Genomic DNA, 18,891 nt, shown 5'->3' with positions numbered 1-18,891 from the left:
ACGCCGTGCGATACAGCTGACGTCAGGTCGCTGCGCACCCCGCCGGGTGCGTCACAAGGGAGCGGAGACTTTCATGTCCACGGAGACCGGCCCGGCCGTCGGCGCCGAACCGCGAGGCCACACGATCGCGCCCGGCCCGAAGGGGTTACCGTTCCTCGGCAGCCTGCCGTGGTTCGCGAAGAACCCCCTCGCCTTCTTCGAGCGGCTGCGCGGTCACGGGGACATGGTCGGCTGGCGATTCGGCCCCAACTCGTGCGTGTACATAGCCGATCCCGAGTGCATCGGCGAACTGCTCACCGAGACGGAACGCACCTTCGACCAGCCCGCACTCGGCATCGCGTTCCGCACGGTGATGGGCAACGGCGTGGTGGTGGCCCGCGGTACGGACTGGCGGCGGAAGCGGTCGCTGGTGCAGCCCTCCGTACGGCCCAAGCAGGTGCGCTCGTACGCGGCGACGATGGCGAGCAGCGCGGTGGAGCTGGCGGACACCTGGTCCGTCGGTGAACGCGTGGACGTCAAGCGGGAGATGGCGGCGCTGACGCAGCGGATCGCGGTCCGCACGATCTTCGGCGTGGACACCCCGGCCGACGCCGAGGCGATGGGCCGGGCCATGGATGTGGCACAGCAGGAGATCGGCAAGGAGTTCGCAGGTATCGGCGCGCTGCTGCCGGACTGGGTGCCGACTCCGGGCCGGGCCAGGATCAGGAGGGCCGCCGCGGTCATCGACGCCGAGGTGGGCCGGGTGGTCGCCCGGCACCGCGACGGCGGGGACGACCGCCCCGACCTGTTGAGCCGGCTCCTGACCGCGGTGGACGAGACGGGCGCGCACCTCACGGACCAGGAGATACGCGACGAGACGGTCACCTTGTACATCGGCGGACACGAGACGACCAGTTCCACGCTGGTGTGGGCCTGGTATCTGCTGTCCCGCGATCCCCGGGCGCGCGCCGCGCTCGACGAGGAACTGGACCGGGTCCTCGGCGACCGGGAGCCGGAGTTCGACGACTACGCCCGGCTGACGTACACCCAGTGCGTGGTCAAGGAGACCCTGCGTCTCTACCCGACGATCTGGCTGGTCACCGGCGTCGCCAAGGAGGGCGCGCGGATCGGCGGTGTCCCGATGCCGCGCGGCACCAGGGTGTGGACGAGCCAGTGGGCGACGCACCGTGATGAGCGCTGGTTTCCCGAGCCGGAGGAGTTCCGCCCCGAGCGTTGGGATCCGGAGGCGGGCGACGAGACGGCGGAGTACGCCTGGTTCCCGTTCGGGGGCGGCCCCAGGGTCTGTCTGGGGACGCGGTTCGCGATGGTCGAGGCGGTGCTGATCCTGGCCGTGCTGGCCCGCCGGTTCCGACTGGACGTGGACCCGGGCGTCGTCAACCCCGTACCGGCACTGACGCTCCAGCCCGACCGCGAGGTGAGAGCGACGCTCCGGGCACGATAGCGGCGCACGAGGCAGGGCGGCCGGGGAGGGCGCGGGCTCCGAGATCGGCTCCACAGCCGACATCCAGACAGCAACCGATCCAGATATATCGAACCGATATGTCCGATCTGTCGCGAGATTTGAGAGACGCAGGTCACACTGTCCATGGCGGCCCACCCGGCCGTCGGGCCGTCCGGCCGTATCCGCAGGCTGTCGATCCCGCAGGAGAAACACCATGCGCCTCCGCCCCTCCCCCGCTCCCGCACTCGCCGTCGCGGCCGCCCTGACACTGACCGCCGCCGCGGCGTCGGCCACGACCGGTGCGGCCCCCGCCCAGGCCGTCAGTCGTCCCGGGACCTGCCCCGAGCGAGCCCTGGAGGTGCGTGCCGCGCCCGGCGGACAGCGGAATGTCGCCCGTATCAGCGTCACCAACCGCGGCGACCGGACCTGCGTCGTGGACCGGATCCCGACGGTCACCTTCAGAAGCCTGGACGGTTCCGCCGAGCCCGTGCCACCCGTCGGGAGCGGCGCCTACACACTCTCCGCGGGCGAGCATGCGTACGCCGCCGTACGCACGGCGGACCCCGAGGCCACCGAAGGACATGTCGTCGACAGCCTGTCCGTGGCGGCCGACCCCTCCCACCGGGGCGTCACCTTCCGCGCGACCACCGTGGGCATGCCCGCGGGAGTCCATGTATGGATCCCGGTCACCACCCTGTGGCACGAGTCGCGCGCAGCGGCGGACAAGGCATTGGCGGACGCGCCGGGCTGACGGGCGGGAGAAACGGCCGCCGGGCCGGACGGAGCAAGCGAGCGGACCACGATCCGGATGGAGCAAGCGGGCAGGCCACCGGCTGGACGGAGCAAGCGGGCAGGCCACGGTCCGGACGACAGCACGACGTCCACTACGCACGGCGGCCGGGCCGAAGGCGTGCGGGGTGAGGCCGCCGAGCCAGTCGTGAAGCGTTGACATGTACCAGCCGAAGGTGAATTCTGATGCGCGAATCTCCAGCGTTCCAAGCATGTCTGCGCAGGCATCACCTATTTCACTGTTCGGTACGAACGGAGAACACTCCTTGCGGATCCTTCAGAACCGTCCCGGCCAGGCGGCGGTCGGCACGCTCTCGGTGATCGTCCTCGCGCTCACCGCGTTGACCGTGCCCGCCCCGGACGCTCAGGCCGCGGCCACGCCGTCCGGCACCCTCGACAGCACCACGAAGAATGTGACATGGCAGAGCCCGGTCTACGCCAAGGGGACCGTCGACTCGCCCACCAAGTGCGGTGCACCCGACGACGACCCGGACAATGCCGTCTGCGCCCGCTTCGACCTGACCGTGAACCCGCCCGCGGGGCAGTGGGACGACAACCCCGAGGGCGGTGTCCCCGTCTCCATCCAATGGGAGACGCCCACGGACGACTTCGACCTGTACATCTATGACTCGGCCGGCAAACAGGTGGCGTCCAGCGCGGGCACGGCCGACCCCGAGTCCACGGTGATCCCGAAGGCCTCCGGTACGTATCACGTGGTCGTCGTCCCCTACGACGTGCACAACAATTCCTTCAGCGGAAAGGCGTACCTCCCCGAGGCCACCGACGCCGGAGATCTCACCGGCTTCAGCGGCTCGGACGGCAGGTACGAGATCGAGGCGGGCGCTCTCAAGGCCCGCGCCGAGTTCTTCACCGACAGCACGCTGCGGCTGCAGGCATCCCCGGACGGCGTCCTCGCCGACCCCGAGGACAGCCACATGATCCGGCAGCGGCCCACGGCCCAACGGCACACCAAGTCCTTCGACGCGGGCACCTATTACGGCATCCGCTCCGGGAACGTGGTGATGCGCGTCTACAAGAGTCCGCTGCGCTTCGGCCTCTACAAGGCCGACAACCGCACGGCCATCTGGCAGGAGGCCGATCCACTGCGCTGGACCGGCGGCGGCATGCGGCAGAGTCTGGAGCGCCGTGCCACCGAGCAGTTCTTCGGCGGCGGTGAGCAGAACGGCAGCTTCTCGCACCGTGATCAGGTCAGACACGTCGGCAACAACACCAACTGGAACGAGGGCGGTTACAACAACTCCCAGCCGTTCTACATCTCCACCGCCGGATACGGCGTCTTCCGCAACACCATGACCCCCGGCACCTATGACTTCGGCTCACCCGTACGGACCGGACTGCAGGAACGACGGCTGGACGCCTACTACTTCACCGGTGACACCAAGACGGTCATCGGCAAGTACACCTCCCTGGTGGGCAAGCCGTTCATGCCGCCGGTGTACGGGCTGGAGCCCGGATCCGCCGACTGCTACCTCCACAACGCCAACCGGGGCGAGCGCCACACCCTGGACGCGCTGAAGGTCTCCGACGGCTATGTGCAGAACCAGATGCCGCTCGGCTGGATGCTCGTCAACGACGGCTACGGCTGCGGTTACGAGAAGCTTGTCGAGACGGGCGCGGGTCTCAACAAGAACCACGCCCAGCTCGGTCTCTGGACACAGAACGGTCTGCCGGACCAGGCCGAGGAGGCCAAGGCCGGCGTACGCGTCCGCAAGCTGGACGTGGCCTGGGTCGGTGGTGGCTACGGCTTCGCGCTGGACGCCTGTGACCGGGCCAAGGCCGGAATCGAGGACAACAGCGACGCCCGCGGCTTCGTGTGGCTGCCCGTCTCCTGGGCCGGAGCGCAGCGCTGCGGTGTGCTGTGGAGCGGTGACCAGAGTCTGTCCTGGGACTACATCCGCTGGCAGATTCCGACTTACGCCGGTGCGACCCTGTCCGGCATCGCGTACAACACGGGTGACGTCGGCAGCATCTACCGGCACGACGCCAAGATGTACACCCGTGACCTGCAGTGGAAGGCGTTCCTCCCGGCCATCATGACCATGGACGGCTGGGCGAGCGACCTCACCACCAAGAAGCCGCACGACCAGCAGCCGTGGCTGGACGGCGAGCCGTACACCTCCATCAACCGCAAGTACCTGCAGCTGAAGGAGCGGCTGCTGCCGTACATGTACACGCTGTCGAAGGACGCCACGAGGACCGGTGTCGGCGCGGTCCGGCCGCTCTCGCTGGAGTACCCCGACGACCCGGCGGCACTGGGCCCGAACGCGAAGTACGAGTTCCTGGCCGGACCGGACTTCCTGGTCGCACCGGTGTACAGCGACACGGACGTGCGTGACGGCATCTACCTGCCGAAGGGCACCTGGACCGATTACTGGACAGGCAGGACGTACCAGGGCCCGACCACGGTCAACGGCTACAAGGCACCGCTCGACACCCTGCCGCTGTTCGTCAAGGGCGGGTCGATCGTACCGATGTGGCCCAAGGGCACCCTGTCCTGGCAGTCGCGGGACAGGAACCGGCTCGACTACGACATCTACCCGCAGGGCACCACGGAGTACACGCTCTACGAGGACGACGGTGTGACGAGAAAGTTCGCCGAGGGCGCCTCGGCCACCCAGCAGGTGCGGGTGCGGGCACCCCTTCACGGCGACTCCGGCGACACCACCATCAAGGTCGGTGCGAGCGTGGGCAGTTACGAGGGCAAGCCGTCAGCCCGCTCGTACCGCTTCACGGTTCATGGCAAGGACACACCGACGCAGGTGGTCATGGGCGGTGACCGTCTGCGCCGCGTGGCCTCCTCGGACGCCCTGGCATCGGCCACGTCCGGTTGGTACACGGACCCGGCAACCGGAATCACGGAGATCAGGACATCGCCCGTGTCCACCGATCGCGGGTTCACCCTCGCTCTGCGCCGCCGATAGCACCGGGCACAGGACGACGAGTGCGGGAGTGGGGACCGTCTGCGAACGGTCCCCACGTCCGTCGTTCGGGCCGGCTCCGTTGCCGGCGGCTTCACCGACCGGCTGCGAGGGTGTCGAGGAGGGCGGCGGCGAACTCCTCGGGTCTGTCGATGTGGACGGCGTGGCCGGCGTCGGGGACGACGGTTTCGCGGACGGGGCCGCCGGCGGCGGCGTAGCGATCGAGTGCGTGGCGGGTCTGGGCGACCATGGGCTGGGCGGGGCAGTGCTCGGCGCCGGGCCAGCCGGGGACGGCGCCGAGGGCACCGAGGTGCGCGAGGTCGAAGAGGGAGGTGTCGGAGACGATCAGGTCGTCGCTGCCGCGGATCCAGCCGATGGGCGGTTTGGGGTCGATCCCGTGCAGGTCGTCGATGCGGAAGTGGGTGGGGGCCATGGCGTTGAGGACACCTCGGGAGCCGGGGGCGGTGCCGGGCCAGTGGTCGCTGGGACGGGTGTCGCCGGGGTAGTGGTCGTCTCCGGTGCGGGTGGAGAGCATGGCGTCGACGAAGGTGTCCTCAAGTGCGGGGCGGAGCGGCGGTTTGACGTAGCTGGAGCCGAGGACGGAGCGGGGGGAGAGCGGCGAGTCCTCGCTGCGGTCGCCTTCGGTGAGGCGCTGGACGAATTCGGTGTTGACGGTGCCTGCGCCGGAGCCGGCGCCGTCCCGGTTGTTGAGCCGGCCGTCCGGACCGTGGGTGCCGCCGAAGCCGTAGGGGGAGACGGGGTTGACGAGGGTGAGGCTGCGCACGGCAGTGGGCTGATCGCGCAGGTACTGGAGGGCGATGCCGCCCCCCATGCTCCAGCCGACGAGGTGGACGCGGTCGAGCGCGAGGGTGTCACGCAGCGCGCTGAGGTCGTCGCTGTAGTCCCGCAGGCCGCGGGTGGCGTCGACGGGGAGGGGATCGGTGTCGCCGAAGCCGCGGAGGTCGACGGCGAGGGGCCGGTAGGCGTGGGGAAGGTCGAGCATGGTCTGCTGCCAGAAGGTGGCGGCGGAGACGTTGCCGTGGACGAAGAGGACGGGTTCGCCGGTCCGGTCCCCGAGTTCGAGGAGATTGACCGTGAGCCGGGGGGTGGTGATGCGTCGGGCGTGGATGCCGGGGAGGAGTGCGGGCGGGGTCATGGTACGTCCTTCGGTGGGGCGGGGTCAGCCGAGCCAGGCGGCGATCTGGGCGCAGGCGGAGGAGTGCCAGCCGAGTTGGAGGTGGTTGGCGGTGGAGATGAGGGCGGTGCCGGCGACATTGGCGATGCCGGTACGGTCGAGTGCGCTGTCGACGAAGACCACGCCGTCGCTGGGTCCCCGGTTCTCGTTGTAGATGCCGAGGACGCTGGGAGAGCCACCGGCGAGAAGGTAGGTGGCGACGGTCCCGGGGATGCCTGCCTTGTGGAGGGGGGCGATCAGGGAACCGGCGTCGATCGCGGTCTGGATACCGGTGCCGGAGGTGTAGAAGCCCTGGCCGCCATGGTAGGTGGTGTACCAGTCCTGTTGGGTCATGTCGATGCCGTAGGTGGCGTCGAAGCGGGCGAGCATCTGGCGCTGTCCCGGATAGACGTCGTAGCCGTCGGTGGGGGTGAAGGCGAATTCGGGGTGGGCGGTGTAGGTGCCGTAGCAGGTCATGTAGAGGTGGGGCGAGGGTGCGTTGACGCTGCCGCCGCACTGCGGCCAGATGCTGAAGTCGTGGGCCCAGCCGTGGGCGAAGGGGTAGTCGTAGCCGCCGTTGGGGCCGCCGAGGGTGATGAGGCGGCGTACGTCTCCGGCGTAGGGGCGTCCCCAGGCCGGGCGCAGCGAGGAGACGTAGGCGCGGGTGGACATCTCCCCCTTGCTCCAGCCGACGAGGTCCACCTGACTGACGCCGAGCCGGTCCTTGATGACGGCGATGGCGTCGCCGACCTGCTGGGCCTGCATCAGGTTGTCGCCCTGCTTGTGGGCGAAGTTGACGGCGAAGACTCGGTATCCGCGGGCGGCGAGGTACTGCATGAGTCCGGTGCTGGGGCAGGAGACGGTACCGCAGCCGTAGCCACCGGCTTCACCGGGGTTGGCCCAGGCCCGGTCGGCGTTGTCGTTGGCGCCGTGGACGAGGAGGACGGGCGTCGATCGACTGCCGCTGTTCCAGCCGGGGGCGGAGTAGAGGAGGAAGCGGCCGGAGTAGGGCTGCTTGACGCCGCCGAAGAAGGTGCGTCGCTGACCGTCCTGGTCGCCACGGCCGTCCTGGGGGTACTGCTCGGCATGGAAGCCGCTGGTGGTGTCGAGGTAGCGGTCGACACGGTCCCAGCCGTTGGCGACCGTGGTGTAAGTGGCTTCGAGGCTGAGGTAGCCGGGTGGGGCGGCCTGGGCCGGTGTGGTGGCTGCTCCGAGGCTCAGCAGTGTGAGGAGCATGCCGAGCAAGGTGCTCGTTGCTCTGCGCATCGCGGCTCTCCCGTCCGGGGTGGGCTCGGTGGTCAAGATCCGCCACGGTAGGACGGTGCGGCGGACCTTCCCATGGGGTGGGCAGCCATAGGCACGGGGCACAGGGGTGTGTCGTGTCGCCATGTGCCGGCTCTCGGAACTCGGGTGTCGAGATCCGCGTTGCCGCACCTGCCCTCCTCGCTCCTTCGTGGACACGCACCAGGATCCTCGGCCGGGTCCTGAGCTTCGTTACCGGGGCGGCGGGACACGGGAGTCCAGCCGCAACGGCAGCCAGGGCGACGGCCGCGTGGAGGCCGCTGTCGCCGATCAGGCCGTCCATGTCCGGGACTCCGGAGACGTGAGCCGCCCGGCGTTCGCGGTCGGATGCGAGGGCCGGCGCCGGTTCGTACGGTATGCGGCGGAGGCCCGACGATGCGTGGGACCGGCCCGGTCCGAGCGCGGGCCGGGCCGGTCGGCATCGGGTCTCAGGTCAGAGTGTTACGCAGATGGGGGCCGAGGTATCCGACGTACACCAGGCCGGTCTGGGGCCCGTCGTCGTAGAAGTGCAGCCGGGGCGCGATGGTGTTGCCGGAGCCGATACGCAGGTGCGCCTGCATGAAGACCACCTTGTCGGGATGTACCTCCTTGGGCACGGGAAGCATGCGCTCGCGCCGGAGTCTGTCCTTGCGGGCTACGGTGTCCGACTCCCGCATCGCCACCTTGGCCGCCGGGAAGGGGTGGTCACGCGATTCCTCCCCCTTGCACCAGCTGAGAAAGTCGCCGCCGGCCGAACCGTTCGCAGACGCCTCGGCGAAGCAGTTCAGGGCGCGCAGAGCGTCCCATGCCACGCGAAGCCAGCTGTCCACGGACTGGCTGTCCAGATCACGGGTGATCTTCGCCTTGCCGGTGAAGGAGAGGTGCGGCAGCTCGCCGAGCCGGTCGAGCAGGTCGGAGAAGGTCCCCGGATAGTCGAGGTCAAGAGTCTCGGGGGTGGAGTAGGCGGCGTCGTACTGTCCGGCTTCCGCAAGCTTGTCCTGGAGGAACCGGACCTGGCGCTGCGCGGACCGGAACTGTTCGTACAGCTCCTCGTTCTCACCGCGAAGCTCGTGCGCGGTACGGTCCGCCTTGCCCAGGTCCGATTTGAGTTCGCTGATCTTCTGCGCCTGCGCACTCTCCGTCTCCTCGGCCTCGGCAAGCATCGCGTTCAGGGTCGCGTTCTCGCCGGTGAGCTTCTCGACGTTCGTGCCGTGCTCCTGCGGGCGCGGCCTCGTCCGCTGGATGGGCAGCGAATCCAGGGCACCCGGCAACGGCTGGTACAGGGCCAGCCGTTGCGGGAGCGAGGCGAGCGTGGAGGCGGCTCGGCGTACATCGGCCTCAATGGTCCGCCGGGACATCACCGGGTGCCGCTGTGCGTCGGGTTTCCAGGCGGGGTCGATTCCCGGGACGTACGTGCGGATGCCACCGCCGAACACCGGGTGGAACTCCAGGGCTTGGTTGAAGGCGGGTTGGGCCTCGGGAGACAGGACGTACAGCACGGCGAGACCGGAGAGACGACCGTACGCCTTCTCCACCGTCGAATCGGCCCAGACGTCGGGGTCGGCGCCGTAGGGAACGCTGGCGACGACGATCGGCAGCCGGCGCTCCGCGTCGCAGAGTTCCTCGATGACCTCGGGGACGTCCTCGGGTTCGATGAAGGCGGGCTTGGCCTTCACCTCGGCGAGGCCGTCCCGGGCGTCGAGCGAGTCCAGAAGCAGACGCGCGATACCGGGGGTCTTCGCACGTGTGGGCTGCTGGTCCGCGGCAGTGGGCCGGTGCTCGACATCGACCTGGATCCAGGTGCGGCGCTCGTCGTCCTGTGGGTCGTCCCGGACGACGAGAGTGGACTGCCACGTACCGATCTGCGGCGAGGGTGTCTCGCGCATACGCCAACGGGTGTACGCACCGTGCCGGCCGGACGACGAATCCCGGTCCAGGGTGACGTTGGGGGCGATGTCGTTGCGGCCCTCGTCCAGCGCCGAGGCGTCGTAGCGCTTCTGCCTCTCGAGCCAGGTGTAGAGCTGGCGCTCGGCGTGGGCGGAGGTGGTGACGAAGTCCTGCCGGGTCGATATCACCATGCGGTAGCCGCGAGGCTCCATCGGCAATCCTTTCATGGCGGCCGATCGCCTTCGACGGGCCGCCTGGGCTCTGAGCTGTGAGGGTCGGTGGGTCGGTTCTCGGGGGGTGGCGGGCGCCGGGGCCGGGGCGGTGAGGATGCGGATCCGGGACCTCTCGTTCGGACCGTGCCGGGCTCGGTCCGTACGAAACACCCTGGTTCTCACCGTCGGCCAGGGGGTTGTCCAGGGTAAGCCCGGCGGCAGCCGTGCGTCGTACTCGACGAGGATCAAGTCCCTTGTGCCGTAGGTGACTTACGCCTCGGTGTCCTGGTCGCGAGTGGCATCGCAGGTGGGCCGCGGGACAAGTCCGGGCAGGGACTCGCGGATGGAGCGGTGCTCCTCCGCGTCCGGACGGCGGCGGGCCGGGCGCAGCGGGCGTTGTGCCCGGCGGTCGCACCGGTTGACTATCGTGATACCGGGAGCGGGCCGGGCGGGCAGGGAGTGGACGGATGGGGTACGGACGGGCGGAGTGGGTGCGCGTGCCGGTGGGGGACGACGCGGCGCGATGGGCCACCCGGGCCGCGTGCCTGCGGGTCCTCGTCGTCGTGCACAACGTGACTGCCGCGACCCGGTTGCTCGATGTGCTTCCGCTGTTCGACGACGACCTGCGTGTCCAGCTGCTGGTGACCTGTACGGGCTCCTCGGCGTTCGCGGCCGGCACGGCCGAGTTGCTGGCCGACACCGGGGTGCCGGTCCTGCCGTGGGAACAGGCAGTCGAGACTCCGGTGGATCTCGCCGTCTCCGCGAGCTTCGGCGGTCAACTGGAGTCGTTTTCCGGGAGGTTGGCCATTCTCTCGCACGGCGTTGGATACACTAAGAGGCTGGCAGCACCGGACACCGGACACCGGACACCGGACACCGGACACCGGGTCGGGGTCGGGGTCGGCCGCGGCGCCCGCGCCCGTCTTCGGGCTTGCGCCGGAGTGGCTGCTGTCGCGGGGCAATCCCGTCGCGGACGCGCTCGTCCTCTCCCACCCCGAGCAGTACGAACGCTTGAGCGCCGCGTGCCCCGAGGCGGCACCGACCGCCGTTCTCGCGGGGGACCCCTGCTTCGACCGGATGCTCGCCGCGCGGCCCTACCGCGAGCGCTTCCGCCGTGCGCTGGCCGTGCGACCGGGACAGCGGCTCGTCCTGCTCAATTCGACCTGGAACTCCGATTCGCTTCTCGGTGACGGCGGAGCGGACAGGGGCGGCAACGGGAGCGATGCCGTGGCTGCGCTACTGGATCGCGTGGCTGCCGAGTTCCCCGTGGACGAGTATCGATTCGCCGCCGTACTGCACCCCAATGTCTGGCACGGCCACGGGCCCGGTCAGATCCGCGCCTGGCTCGATCGCGCGCGGCGCGGCGGGCTGACGCTGATCGATCCGCTGAAGGGGTGGCGGCAGGCCTTGCTGGCGGCCGATGCCGTGATCGGGGACCATGGTTCCGTCACGTACTACGCGGCCGCCCTCGGCACCCCTGTGCTCCTGGGAGCGGCGCCGCTCGACGCCCTCGATCCCGATGCGCCGATCTCCGCGTTCATGCGGGAGGCACCGCGACTCGACCCCACTGCCTCGCTGGCGGCACAGATCGAGCAACTCATCAGCCGCCACCGGCCGTCGGCGGGGCCTGCCGTGTTCACCACCTCCGTGCCGGGCGAATCCGCAGTCCGGTTGCGCAGACTCTTCTACTCGATGATGGGCGCGCCCGAACCCGGCCGGCCGGCCTCGCTCAAGCCGCTCCCGCTTCCCGATTACGAGCCCGGCACGGTCACCGTCCCCCTGCACGTCCTGACGCAGGTGCTCGGGCCGGGAAGGATCGCGCTCGGCCGCTGGACGGAGCCGCCGGGAGTGCGCTCGGACGAGGGCGGGGAAGCGCATGTCGCCGTGCACGAGGACACCCGTGACGTGGACCAGCTGGATCTGGCCGATGTCATCTTCCGGGACGGGGCACCCGACGATCCACGTTTCGGGTCCCCGTCGGTCTGGACCGCCGAGGTGCTCCGCCGCCATCACGGCTGTTCCCTGGCGGCCTACGTGACCGGGCCGTCCGAGTGTGTGGTCCGGGTGCGTGGTGAGGAGCCGCTCCGATTGGTGGCCGTGCCCGCCGCCGGTACGGAAGGGGTGTCCGGTGCGGACCCCGCCGCCGGTACGGAAGGCGTGTCCGGTGCGGACCCCGCCGCCTTCGCCTCCGCCCTGTACGCGTGGCTCGCCACCGGCAGCCATGACACCGTCGCGGCCGACGAGCGGCTCGCACGGGCGGTGGCCGACGGGCTCCGCGTGCGGACGGGCAGCCGCCTGCACGACGTGCGGGTCGCTCCTCTGCCCCCTCCGGAGTCTGTGGGGTGAGGGAGCCGGAACGGCGCCGAGCACGAGGCCCTTGGCACGGTGTTCAACCTCGTGGGGCGAGGCAGCGCTCCCGCATGCGCAGCAGGTGCGACAGGTGGTAGTCCGCACGCTGGCCGTCGAGCGTGGCGATCGCCTCGTCGATCAGGGGCAGCGCCGCCTCGGTGTCCTCACCGTCCAGCCAGGTCTCGGCCAGATCGGTGAGCGTGCGGGCCGTGTTGTACGTGTCGCCGCTCGCCCGGAAGTGACGCAGTGCGGTCCCCAGCCTCCCCCGGGCCTCCTCCAGCTCACCCAGCCCGCGGAGGGCCCGCCCGCGATGGCGTTGCAACAGCGCCCGGGCGCGGGGCAGGTCGGCGGTCCCGTCCTCGTGTGCGCCCATGGTGTTCAGGATGCCGTCCGCTTCGTCGAAGCACTCGTAAGCCTCCCGGTATCGCCACTGCCGCAGCCTGAGCAGACCCAGGAACTCCACGGCCGAGGCGTGGCCTCGTGTGTGGCCCGCCGACTCCTCGGCCCGCGCCGCCGCGAGGGACTCCGCATCCGCTTCTTCCCAGTTCCCCAACTCCGTCAAGGAGTGCGCCAATTGGGCGTGGAGCGCTCCGGCGTCGCTGCTTCCCGGACGATGAGCGTCGGCGAGACGGACCCCGATGCGGAGCGCCGGCACCAGCATCTCGTGGTGCCCCGCCTTGAGCTGCAACGGCCACAGGGAACGGCACAGGCGCAGGGCGATGTCGGGGTCGCCCGACTCCTCGGCGCAGCGAACGGCCTCGACGAGGTTGCCGGACTCCGCGAGCAGCGCCTCCAGGGCCGCGCCCCGGCCCTCGTAGCTCTGTCCGGTGCGGTCGTCGGCGGGTGCCGGGACGCGCCAGCTCTCCGGGAGCGCCTGATGCGCCGCCGAAGTCGCCAGGTCCGCGTAGGCGAGCAGGGTGCGGGCGAGAGCCGCGGAGCAGGCCGCGATTCCGTCCTCCCGGATCGCTGTCGTCTCGGCGTGTGCGCGGACGGCGGGGCGGTAGTGGTAGCGCCCGTCGCCGGTCCCGTCACCGCCGCGTTCCAGGAGCATCAGGTCGGCGAGGTCCGCGAGGAGCCCGGCGACGACCGACGGGTCCTGGCCCGTGGTCCGCCCGGCCGTCGCGGCGTCGAAGGCGGGCCAGCCGCGCAGCGCCATCAGCCGGTACAGCCTGGCGGTTTCCGGCTCCAGGAGCCGGTAGTTGTCCTCCGCCGCCCCGCGTACCGGGTCGTTCTCCGCCCCGGTCCGGTGGAGCGCGGGCGTCGGGGCGGACAGCCGGTCCGCCGCTGCGCGCAGGGCATACGGCGATCCGCCACAGCGTGCGAGCAGCGACGGCAGCGCGGCACGGGCCGCGGCAACGGTTGATTTGTCGGTGATGTCGGTGAGCAGACGCACCGCGTCCCGGTCCGCGAGCGGCCCGACCGGGACCCGTACGGCGTCGAGACCGGGGAACGGGGTCCGGGCGACGACGATGGTGAACACCCCCGGCGCCGACGTGAGGAACGGCCTCACCTGGGCTGCCGAATGCGCGTGGTCGAGCACGACCAGGAGCCGACGGTCCGACACGCACTGCCGGAAGAACTCGACGAGGCGGTCGGTGGCGGGCGGCATCTCCTCGTCCCGCACTCCGAGTTGGCGGAGCAGGGCCCGGAGCGAGGTTCCGGCGTCGCGTGCGCTCCCGGCGCCCCGACCGCCGAGGTCGGCGTAGATCCGGCCGTCGGGGAAGAGACGGGTCGGCGTGGATCCGAAGTGCACGGCGAGGCTGCTGGAACCCATGCCGTCAGGGCCGTGCACCAGTGCCAGCCGGGGCCGCCCGTCCGGGCGCCGGGATGCCTCGCGCCGCAGCCGCCTCATCGCCTCCCTGCGATCCGTGAAGAACCTGATGGAGGCGGGGAGGTGTGACTGCGCGGCTCGGGCCGGAACCGGTCCGCCTGGCAATCGTGCCGCGAAGGCACGCCAGGATTGCGCCAGTTGGGGGTCGGCACGGAGCCGTTCGTGGATCATGCGGGCCACGGCGTCCTGTTCACCCGGACCGACGGGCGCGGGGACCTCCCGGCCGATGATGCGCCGCACGACACCGCCGGTCGATTCCCAGGCCCACTTGCCGGCCTCGTTGGCCATTCCTGAACCAACCGCGCCGAGTACCGCCGAAATGGCCGCCACCGAAGTGGGATCCAGCATGTCGCGCACTCCTCGTTCCCGGTGTTCCGCGCGGTGCGCCCTCCCCGGCACCGCCGCTGCCACCGTGCGGATCAACGTTAGCGTCCGACAGGTCAATATCCCCTGAACACGGGGAGGATGACCGTCTCGATCCGACACGGGAATCCACGCCGGCACCGGCCGTCGCCCTCGCCGACGGCATCAGCGGACCACCGCTCCCCCGGCACAGCCGCGGCCCGGTGCCGTCGTCCGTGACCACGGCCCTCGGCAGCCGAGGAGTCCCGCCCCTGCCCGTGCAGCACCGCGCGAAGCGCAAGTGGGCGGCGCCCCGTGCGGCGGGCACATCCGTCGAACCTCTCGGCCGGGGGCCCGGGTGCCCATGACATGGCCGACCGCATTGAGATGGTCCGGCGGAGTGACTATCTTCGTGGGGTGAGTGAGCGCGTGATGCAAGAGCCCACCGTGATGGTGTTGACAGCCCTCGCGGACGCACCCCGGCACGGCTATGCCATCGCACAGGAGGTCAAGGCGATGACCGGCGGCCGTGTCGTGCTGCGCACGGGCGCCCTCTACGGAGCCCTGGACCGCCTGCTGGCCGACGGCCTGATCGACGTCGAACGCGAGGAGGTCGTCGATGGCCGGGCCCGGCGGGTCTTCACCTTGTCCTCGTCGGGGCGGGAGCGACTGACGGCGGAGGCCGAGCGCCTGGCCGCGACGGCAAGGGAGGCCACCCGCCGGCTGTCCGTCACGCGGCCGTCCGCGGCCGCCACATGATCGAGCACGTGCTGCGGCTGTATCCCGCCGCCTACCGACGGGCCCACGGCGGGGAGATCACTGCGACCTACCGCGAAATGACCGCGGGCGAGCCGCTGAGCGCGCGGCTGCAAGAAGGCGCAGGTCTGGCGGCGCACGCGATGAGGATGCGGATCGGGCTGGGGTCGGCCGCTCCTGTCTCGCAGGTTCTCGCTGCGGCGTATCCCTTCGCCCTGGCCGTCTCGGCCGCCGCTTGCGGCCTGCACCTCCTGCGCTGGTACGTCAGCCTTGTTTCCTCACCCACCCCGTTGGGGGTGCAGCTCGGAGTCGACCTGTCGGGGGCGTGGGGCGTGTTGCTCGTCTCGTCGCTGATCGTGTGCGCGGGAGCGGCGTCGGCACTGTCCGGCCGGTGGCGCGTGGGGGTGCCCTGCACGGTGGCCGGGCTGCTCTCCTTCGCGGCGGCCGCGGTGGTCAGCGGGCCGGCGTTCGGCGACCCGGTCGTCACCCCGGCCGCGATGGCGCTGGCGGCGGTCGTGGTCCTCGCATGCCCGCCGGACCGGCGCCTGGAGAGCATCGCGGCGGGGCGGGCACGGCCGGTGCCGTGATCGCGCTCGTGGTCGTGCCACGGGCGGCCATCGACGCGCACGCGGTGCCGTGGGTCAGCACCGACTACGGGTGCTGGCCGCTGCTCGTCCTCGCCGCGACCGGTGCCGCGCTGACCTGGCGCAGCGGATCACGAGGCGTCCGCGAGTGGGGGGCAATGATCCTGGCATCCCCGCCTCTGCTCGCCCACACCTACACCACGGCGCGGGGCGAGACGGCCGTTGTCGCGTGTCTGGCAGCCGTATCGACGGCCACCGCTGCGATCACCTTTCTCGCCCGTCACCTGGGGCGAACCGGACGCACCTTCCTCTGAGCGGCCCACCACGGCCGAACGTCCAAGCGGGGCGCATCGACGTCCATCGCCCGCTCATTAGTCCGTTTGACGTAGCATTCCGTTCGACGGACTATCGGGTTCGTGCGAGAGGATGCTCATGCCGTTCACCCTGTCCCACCCCGCGGCCGTACTGCCGTTGATGCGACGGCCCTTCGGCCGGGCCGCGCTGGTCGCCGGAGCCGTCGCACCGGACATGCCGTACTTCGTCGTGACCACGGGACTGCCCGTCAGCGCCCAGTCCTGGTACGAACCGTTCGTCAACGCCACGACCTCGCACACCGCTCCCGGCGCTGTCACCGTCGCCCTGCCGTACGCCCTCACGCTGTGGGGAATGTTCCGGGTCGGCCGTCGCCCGCTGGCGTCCCTGCTGCCCGTACCCGCCGCCCCGTCGCCGCCCCGGACGGCCGGCACGCTGATACGGCGAGCCGGGTGGATCACGCTCTCCGCCCTGATCGGCATCGCGACGCATCTGGTCTGGGATGCCTTCACCCACCACGACGGCTTCGTGGTCACCCGTGCGCCCTGGCTCGACTCCGCACCGGCGGGCGGTCTCACCTGGGCACGGGCACTGCAGCACACGAGCACGATCGGCGGCCTGGCCGCCACCGCGGTGTACGTACGGCGCAGGCGCACCCGCCTCCTTGCCGGCAAGGGCCGCACCGGACCCAGCAGCGCCACGCGGCGCCGTGTCCTTCTCTCGATGGCCCTGTTCACGGCCGTCGGAGCCGTTGCCCATGCCTGGTGGTGGCTCGCAGGCCCGGAAGCGGCGACCACCGGGCTGCCGTTGAGCGTGGTGATCGAAGGGGTGCTGTCCGACGCGGCGAAAGGCGCGGGCGCCGGCCTGATCGCCACCCTGGCCCTGTACGTCATCGTGTGGTGGGCCTGGCGCGCCGTCACGGCAACCCGCCCCCGCGGGAGCGGAGCCGGCGCCGCGCACGACGATGTCCCGCAGGCCGGCACCACCGCCTGACGCGCCACCATCGAGGCCCCGGGCCGCTGCACCCAGGGCCTCGTTGTCATCCTGGAGCCCCGGACACCCGCGGCTCCGACACAGCTTCTCAGGGCGCCTTGAAGAGCCTCGGGAAGCGCGGGGCGAGCCAGGGCTTGCGGCCCCAGGCGAGGACATGGCCGCGGGCCATGGCTCCCCAGGGATCATTGCGGCCAAGTGCCATCAGGAGGAAGGCGACCGGCTCGGTGAGGATGGTGCAGTCCGGGCGGGTCGGCGGCTGCGGGGAGACGGTTGCCGCGCCCTCGGCGAACGTGACGCCGAAGCGGGCGCCGCCCCGCAGACGGACCGTGTAGCGGGCGGTCAGCCGGGCGGCGGCTGCGGCATCGACCACCCGCGGCATCGCGGTGATCAGGAAGGGGAGCGAGAGCTCGACGCGGGTGCGGTCGACCATGTGCGGGCGGCCCAGCGCACGGGCCAGGTCGTAACCGTGACCGAGCATGTGTGTCAGCAGGTACGAGCCCAGCACCGCCCGGCTCATCGGACCCAACGGGGTGACCACGCTCCCGTCGCCGTCCGTCGTGCACCGGTCCACCGCCGAGAGGTACGCCTTCGCGTGCGTCACGATCAACCCGGCCAGCGGATCTGCGTCCCGTTCCCCGAAGGCGGCGAGCGCGCGCTCGTTGGCCGCGGCCAGACTCTGCGGCGTTCCGTCGCCGTAGCTGCGCTCCTGCCCGGCCGCGATGTCCGCCATCAGCTCGTTGGCCTGCGCCAGATGTGCCGCCGCCTGCCCGACGGTCCACTCCGAACGGGGCACGGGAACGCTCGTGTCGGCAACCCCGCGCAGCAGTGCGGCGATGTCCTCGGCGGTGCCGCGTATCGCCTCGCCGAGCCCCTCGGGCAGCGTGCCCCGTGCATCGTGTCCGGTCACCGACTCACCACTTCTCCCCCGCCGGGACCGCGTCTGCGCGCCGGCCACCGGTGGACCTCGTTGTCACGGACACCCCACGGCGCCCGCGGTACACAAGACCAGTCGGCGGGGCCCACGGCAAGATCGGGGCCACCGGGATCCACCGCGTCTCCACAGCCCGGACGGCGGCGGACCCGGAACCGGACGCGCCCCGGACGACGGCGCCCCTCGTCCTCGGCGAGGCAGTCGTCGCTCACCCGTGTTCCCTCTCCGATCCGGTGTCCGCGGCTCCAGCCCATGGGCCGGTGGTCCGTTCCACGGTGAACCCGGCGGTCCGGCGCCACGAGTGGCGCGCGCGGCCTCCTCTACGATCGTCCGCGTGTGCGCAAACGTCATAGTCGCCGAAGACGACGAGAAACAGGCCGAACTCGTACGCCGTTACCTCGAACACGAGGGTCACACGGTCACGGTCGTCGGGGACGGCCTCGCGGTTCTCGCCGAGGTCCGGCACCGGGAGCCCGATCTGCTGGTGCTCGATGTGATGATGCCGCGGGCCGACGGGCTGGACGTGATACGGGTGCTGCGTGCCGAGCGGCGGGAGGTACCGGTGCTGATGCTGACGGCCCGCAGCACCGAGGACGATCTGCTGCTCGGTCTGGATCTGGGCGCGGACGACTACATGACGAAGCCGTACAGTCCGCGCGAGTTGATGGCGCGTGTCCGGACGCTGCTGCGCCGCACCCGGCGGGTCGCGACCGCCGAACCTGCCGAGGACCAGGCGCTGAGGGTCGGCGCGTTGACGGTCGACCCGGTACGGCACGAGGTGGCGGTCGGCGGCCGGTCCGTGGAGTGCACCCCCGGTGAGTTCCGCATTCTCGCCGCCATGGCGGCCGAGCCGGAGCGGGTCTTCACGCGGCAGCGGCTGCTGGAGGAGCTGCACGGCTTCGACCGGTATGTCAGTTTCCGCACCGTCGACGTACACATCATGAACCTGCGGAAGAAGATCGAGCCCGCGCCGCGTCGGCCCGCCCTGCTCCTCACTGTCTTCGGTGTGGGCTACAAACTGACGGACCCGGCGAGGAACGCCGCGCGTGCGTCGTCGTAGCGGAGTGCAC

Annotated in this window: 14 protein-coding genes and 1 pseudogene; 10 read left to right on the top strand and 5 right to left on the bottom strand. The window is 70.9% G+C overall.

Going from position 1 to position 18,891, the window contains the following annotated elements; all coding sequences use genetic code 11:
* Positions 1-73: 73 nt before the first annotated feature.
* The 3 genes from ACIQCZ_RS30805 (at position 74) to ACIQCZ_RS30795 (ending at position 5,172) form a co-directional block, all read left to right on the top strand.
* Positions 74-1,441, top strand: a complete 1,368-nt coding sequence (locus ACIQCZ_RS30805; protein WP_402286986.1) for a cytochrome P450 — start codon at positions 74-76, stop codon at positions 1,439-1,441.
* 214 nt (positions 1,442-1,655) lie between these two features.
* On the top strand, positions 1,656-2,192 hold the full coding sequence (locus ACIQCZ_RS30800; protein ID WP_402286984.1) for a DUF4232 domain-containing protein: 537 nt from the start codon (positions 1,656-1,658) through the stop codon (positions 2,190-2,192).
* 250 nt (positions 2,193-2,442) lie between these two features.
* Entirely contained in the window at positions 2,443-5,172 is a 2,730-nt protein-coding gene (locus ACIQCZ_RS30795; RefSeq protein WP_402286982.1) for a TIM-barrel domain-containing protein, read from the top strand.
* Positions 5,173-5,263: 91 nt separating this feature from the next.
* Here the strand turns inward: ACIQCZ_RS30795 and ACIQCZ_RS30790 are convergent, their stop codons facing one another.
* Complete coding sequence (locus ACIQCZ_RS30790) at positions 5,264-6,325, bottom strand: alpha/beta fold hydrolase (RefSeq protein WP_402286979.1); 1,062 nt, start codon at positions 6,323-6,325, stop codon at positions 5,264-5,266.
* A gap of 24 nt (positions 6,326-6,349) precedes the next feature.
* Complete coding sequence (locus ACIQCZ_RS30785; protein ID WP_402286976.1) at positions 6,350-7,645, bottom strand: esterase/lipase family protein; 1,296 nt, start codon at positions 7,643-7,645, stop codon at positions 6,350-6,352.
* 85 nt (positions 7,646-7,730) lie between these two features.
* On the opposite strand from ACIQCZ_RS30785, the pseudogene ACIQCZ_RS30780 reads away from it, so the two are divergent.
* Positions 7,731-7,991 (top strand): annotated as a pseudogene (locus ACIQCZ_RS30780) (hypothetical protein); the annotation flags it as partial.
* A gap of 82 nt (positions 7,992-8,073) precedes the next feature.
* On the opposite strand, the gene ACIQCZ_RS30775 reads toward ACIQCZ_RS30780, so the two are convergent.
* Positions 8,074-9,723 (bottom strand): hypothetical protein, encoded by a 1,650-nt coding sequence (locus tag ACIQCZ_RS30775; protein WP_402286973.1) that lies wholly within the window; start codon positions 9,721-9,723, stop codon positions 8,074-8,076.
* 822 nt (positions 9,724-10,545) lie between these two features.
* Between ACIQCZ_RS30775 and ACIQCZ_RS30770 the strand changes: the two genes are divergently transcribed.
* Complete coding sequence (locus tag ACIQCZ_RS30770; protein WP_402286970.1) at positions 10,546-12,069, top strand: hypothetical protein; 1,524 nt, start codon at positions 10,546-10,548, stop codon at positions 12,067-12,069.
* 43 nt (positions 12,070-12,112) lie between these two features.
* On the opposite strand, the gene ACIQCZ_RS30765 is transcribed toward ACIQCZ_RS30770, so the two are convergent.
* Positions 12,113-14,251 carry a tetratricopeptide repeat protein gene (locus ACIQCZ_RS30765; RefSeq protein ID WP_402286967.1) on the bottom strand — a complete coding sequence of 713 codons (2,139 nt, stop codon included), beginning with the start codon at positions 14,249-14,251 and terminating at the stop codon, positions 12,113-12,115.
* Positions 14,252-14,662: 411 nt separating this feature from the next.
* Here ACIQCZ_RS30765 and ACIQCZ_RS30760 point away from each other — a divergent pair, with 411 nt between their 5' ends.
* The 4 genes from ACIQCZ_RS30760 to ACIQCZ_RS30745 all read left to right on the top strand — a co-directional run bounded on the left by ACIQCZ_RS30760 (position 14,663) and on the right by ACIQCZ_RS30745 (position 16,890).
* Positions 14,663-15,004, top strand: coding sequence for a PadR family transcriptional regulator (locus ACIQCZ_RS30760; protein WP_402286964.1), 342 nt, complete (start codon positions 14,663-14,665; stop codon positions 15,002-15,004).
* A gap of 8 nt (positions 15,005-15,012) precedes the next feature.
* Positions 15,013-15,588 carry a hypothetical protein gene (locus ACIQCZ_RS30755; RefSeq protein ID WP_402286962.1) on the top strand — a complete coding sequence of 192 codons (576 nt, stop codon included), beginning with the start codon at positions 15,013-15,015 and terminating at the stop codon, positions 15,586-15,588.
* The gene (locus ACIQCZ_RS30750) at positions 15,585-15,899 is read left to right on the top strand and encodes a hypothetical protein (RefSeq protein WP_402286959.1); all 315 of its coding nucleotides are present in this window, start codon (positions 15,585-15,587) and stop codon (positions 15,897-15,899) included. The genes ACIQCZ_RS30755 and ACIQCZ_RS30750 overlap by 4 nt, the downstream gene beginning before the upstream one ends.
* A 118-nt stretch (positions 15,900-16,017) precedes the next feature.
* Positions 16,018-16,890, top strand: a complete 873-nt coding sequence (locus ACIQCZ_RS30745) for a DUF4184 family protein (protein ID WP_402286956.1) — start codon at positions 16,018-16,020, stop codon at positions 16,888-16,890.
* 88 nt (positions 16,891-16,978) lie between these two features.
* Here ACIQCZ_RS30745 and ACIQCZ_RS30740 read toward each other — a convergent pair whose 3' ends face one another.
* Complete coding sequence (locus ACIQCZ_RS30740) at positions 16,979-17,797, bottom strand: maleylpyruvate isomerase family mycothiol-dependent enzyme (protein ID WP_402286953.1); 819 nt, start codon at positions 17,795-17,797, stop codon at positions 16,979-16,981.
* A gap of 358 nt (positions 17,798-18,155) precedes the next feature.
* On the opposite strand from ACIQCZ_RS30740, the gene ACIQCZ_RS30735 reads away from it, so the two are divergent.
* Positions 18,156-18,881, top strand: a complete 726-nt coding sequence (locus ACIQCZ_RS30735; protein WP_402286950.1) for a response regulator transcription factor — start codon at positions 18,156-18,158, stop codon at positions 18,879-18,881.
* The last annotated feature ends 10 nt before the right edge of the window (positions 18,882-18,891 follow it).

Origin of the sequence: Streptomyces sp. NPDC093149 (assembly GCF_044754145.1) — a bacterium.
Taxonomy (GTDB): Bacteria; Actinomycetota; Actinomycetes; order Streptomycetales; family Streptomycetaceae; genus Streptomyces.
Note: the sequence above shows the minus strand (reverse complement) of the source record. Positions and strands in the feature narration are given on the sequence as shown.

Coding starts and splice junctions, on each gene's coding strand:
- ACIQCZ_RS30805 (WP_402286986.1), top strand. CDS start 74: ATGTCCACGGAGACCGGCCCGGCCGTCGGCGCCGAACCGCGAGGCCAC.
- ACIQCZ_RS30800 (WP_402286984.1), top strand. CDS start 1,656: ATGCGCCTCCGCCCCTCCCCCGCTCCCGCACTCGCCGTCGCGGCCGCC.
- ACIQCZ_RS30795 (WP_402286982.1), top strand. CDS start 2,443: ATGTCTGCGCAGGCATCACCTATTTCACTGTTCGGTACGAACGGAGAA.
- ACIQCZ_RS30790 (WP_402286979.1), bottom strand. CDS start 6,325: ATGACCCCGCCCGCACTCCTCCCCGGCATCCACGCCCGACGCATCACC.
- ACIQCZ_RS30775 (WP_402286973.1), bottom strand. CDS start 9,723: ATGGAGCCTCGCGGCTACCGCATGGTGATATCGACCCGGCAGGACTTC.
- ACIQCZ_RS30765 (WP_402286967.1), bottom strand. CDS start 14,251: ATGCTGGATCCCACTTCGGTGGCGGCCATTTCGGCGGTACTCGGCGCG.
- ACIQCZ_RS30745 (WP_402286956.1), top strand. CDS start 16,018: ATGCCGTTCACCCTGTCCCACCCCGCGGCCGTACTGCCGTTGATGCGA.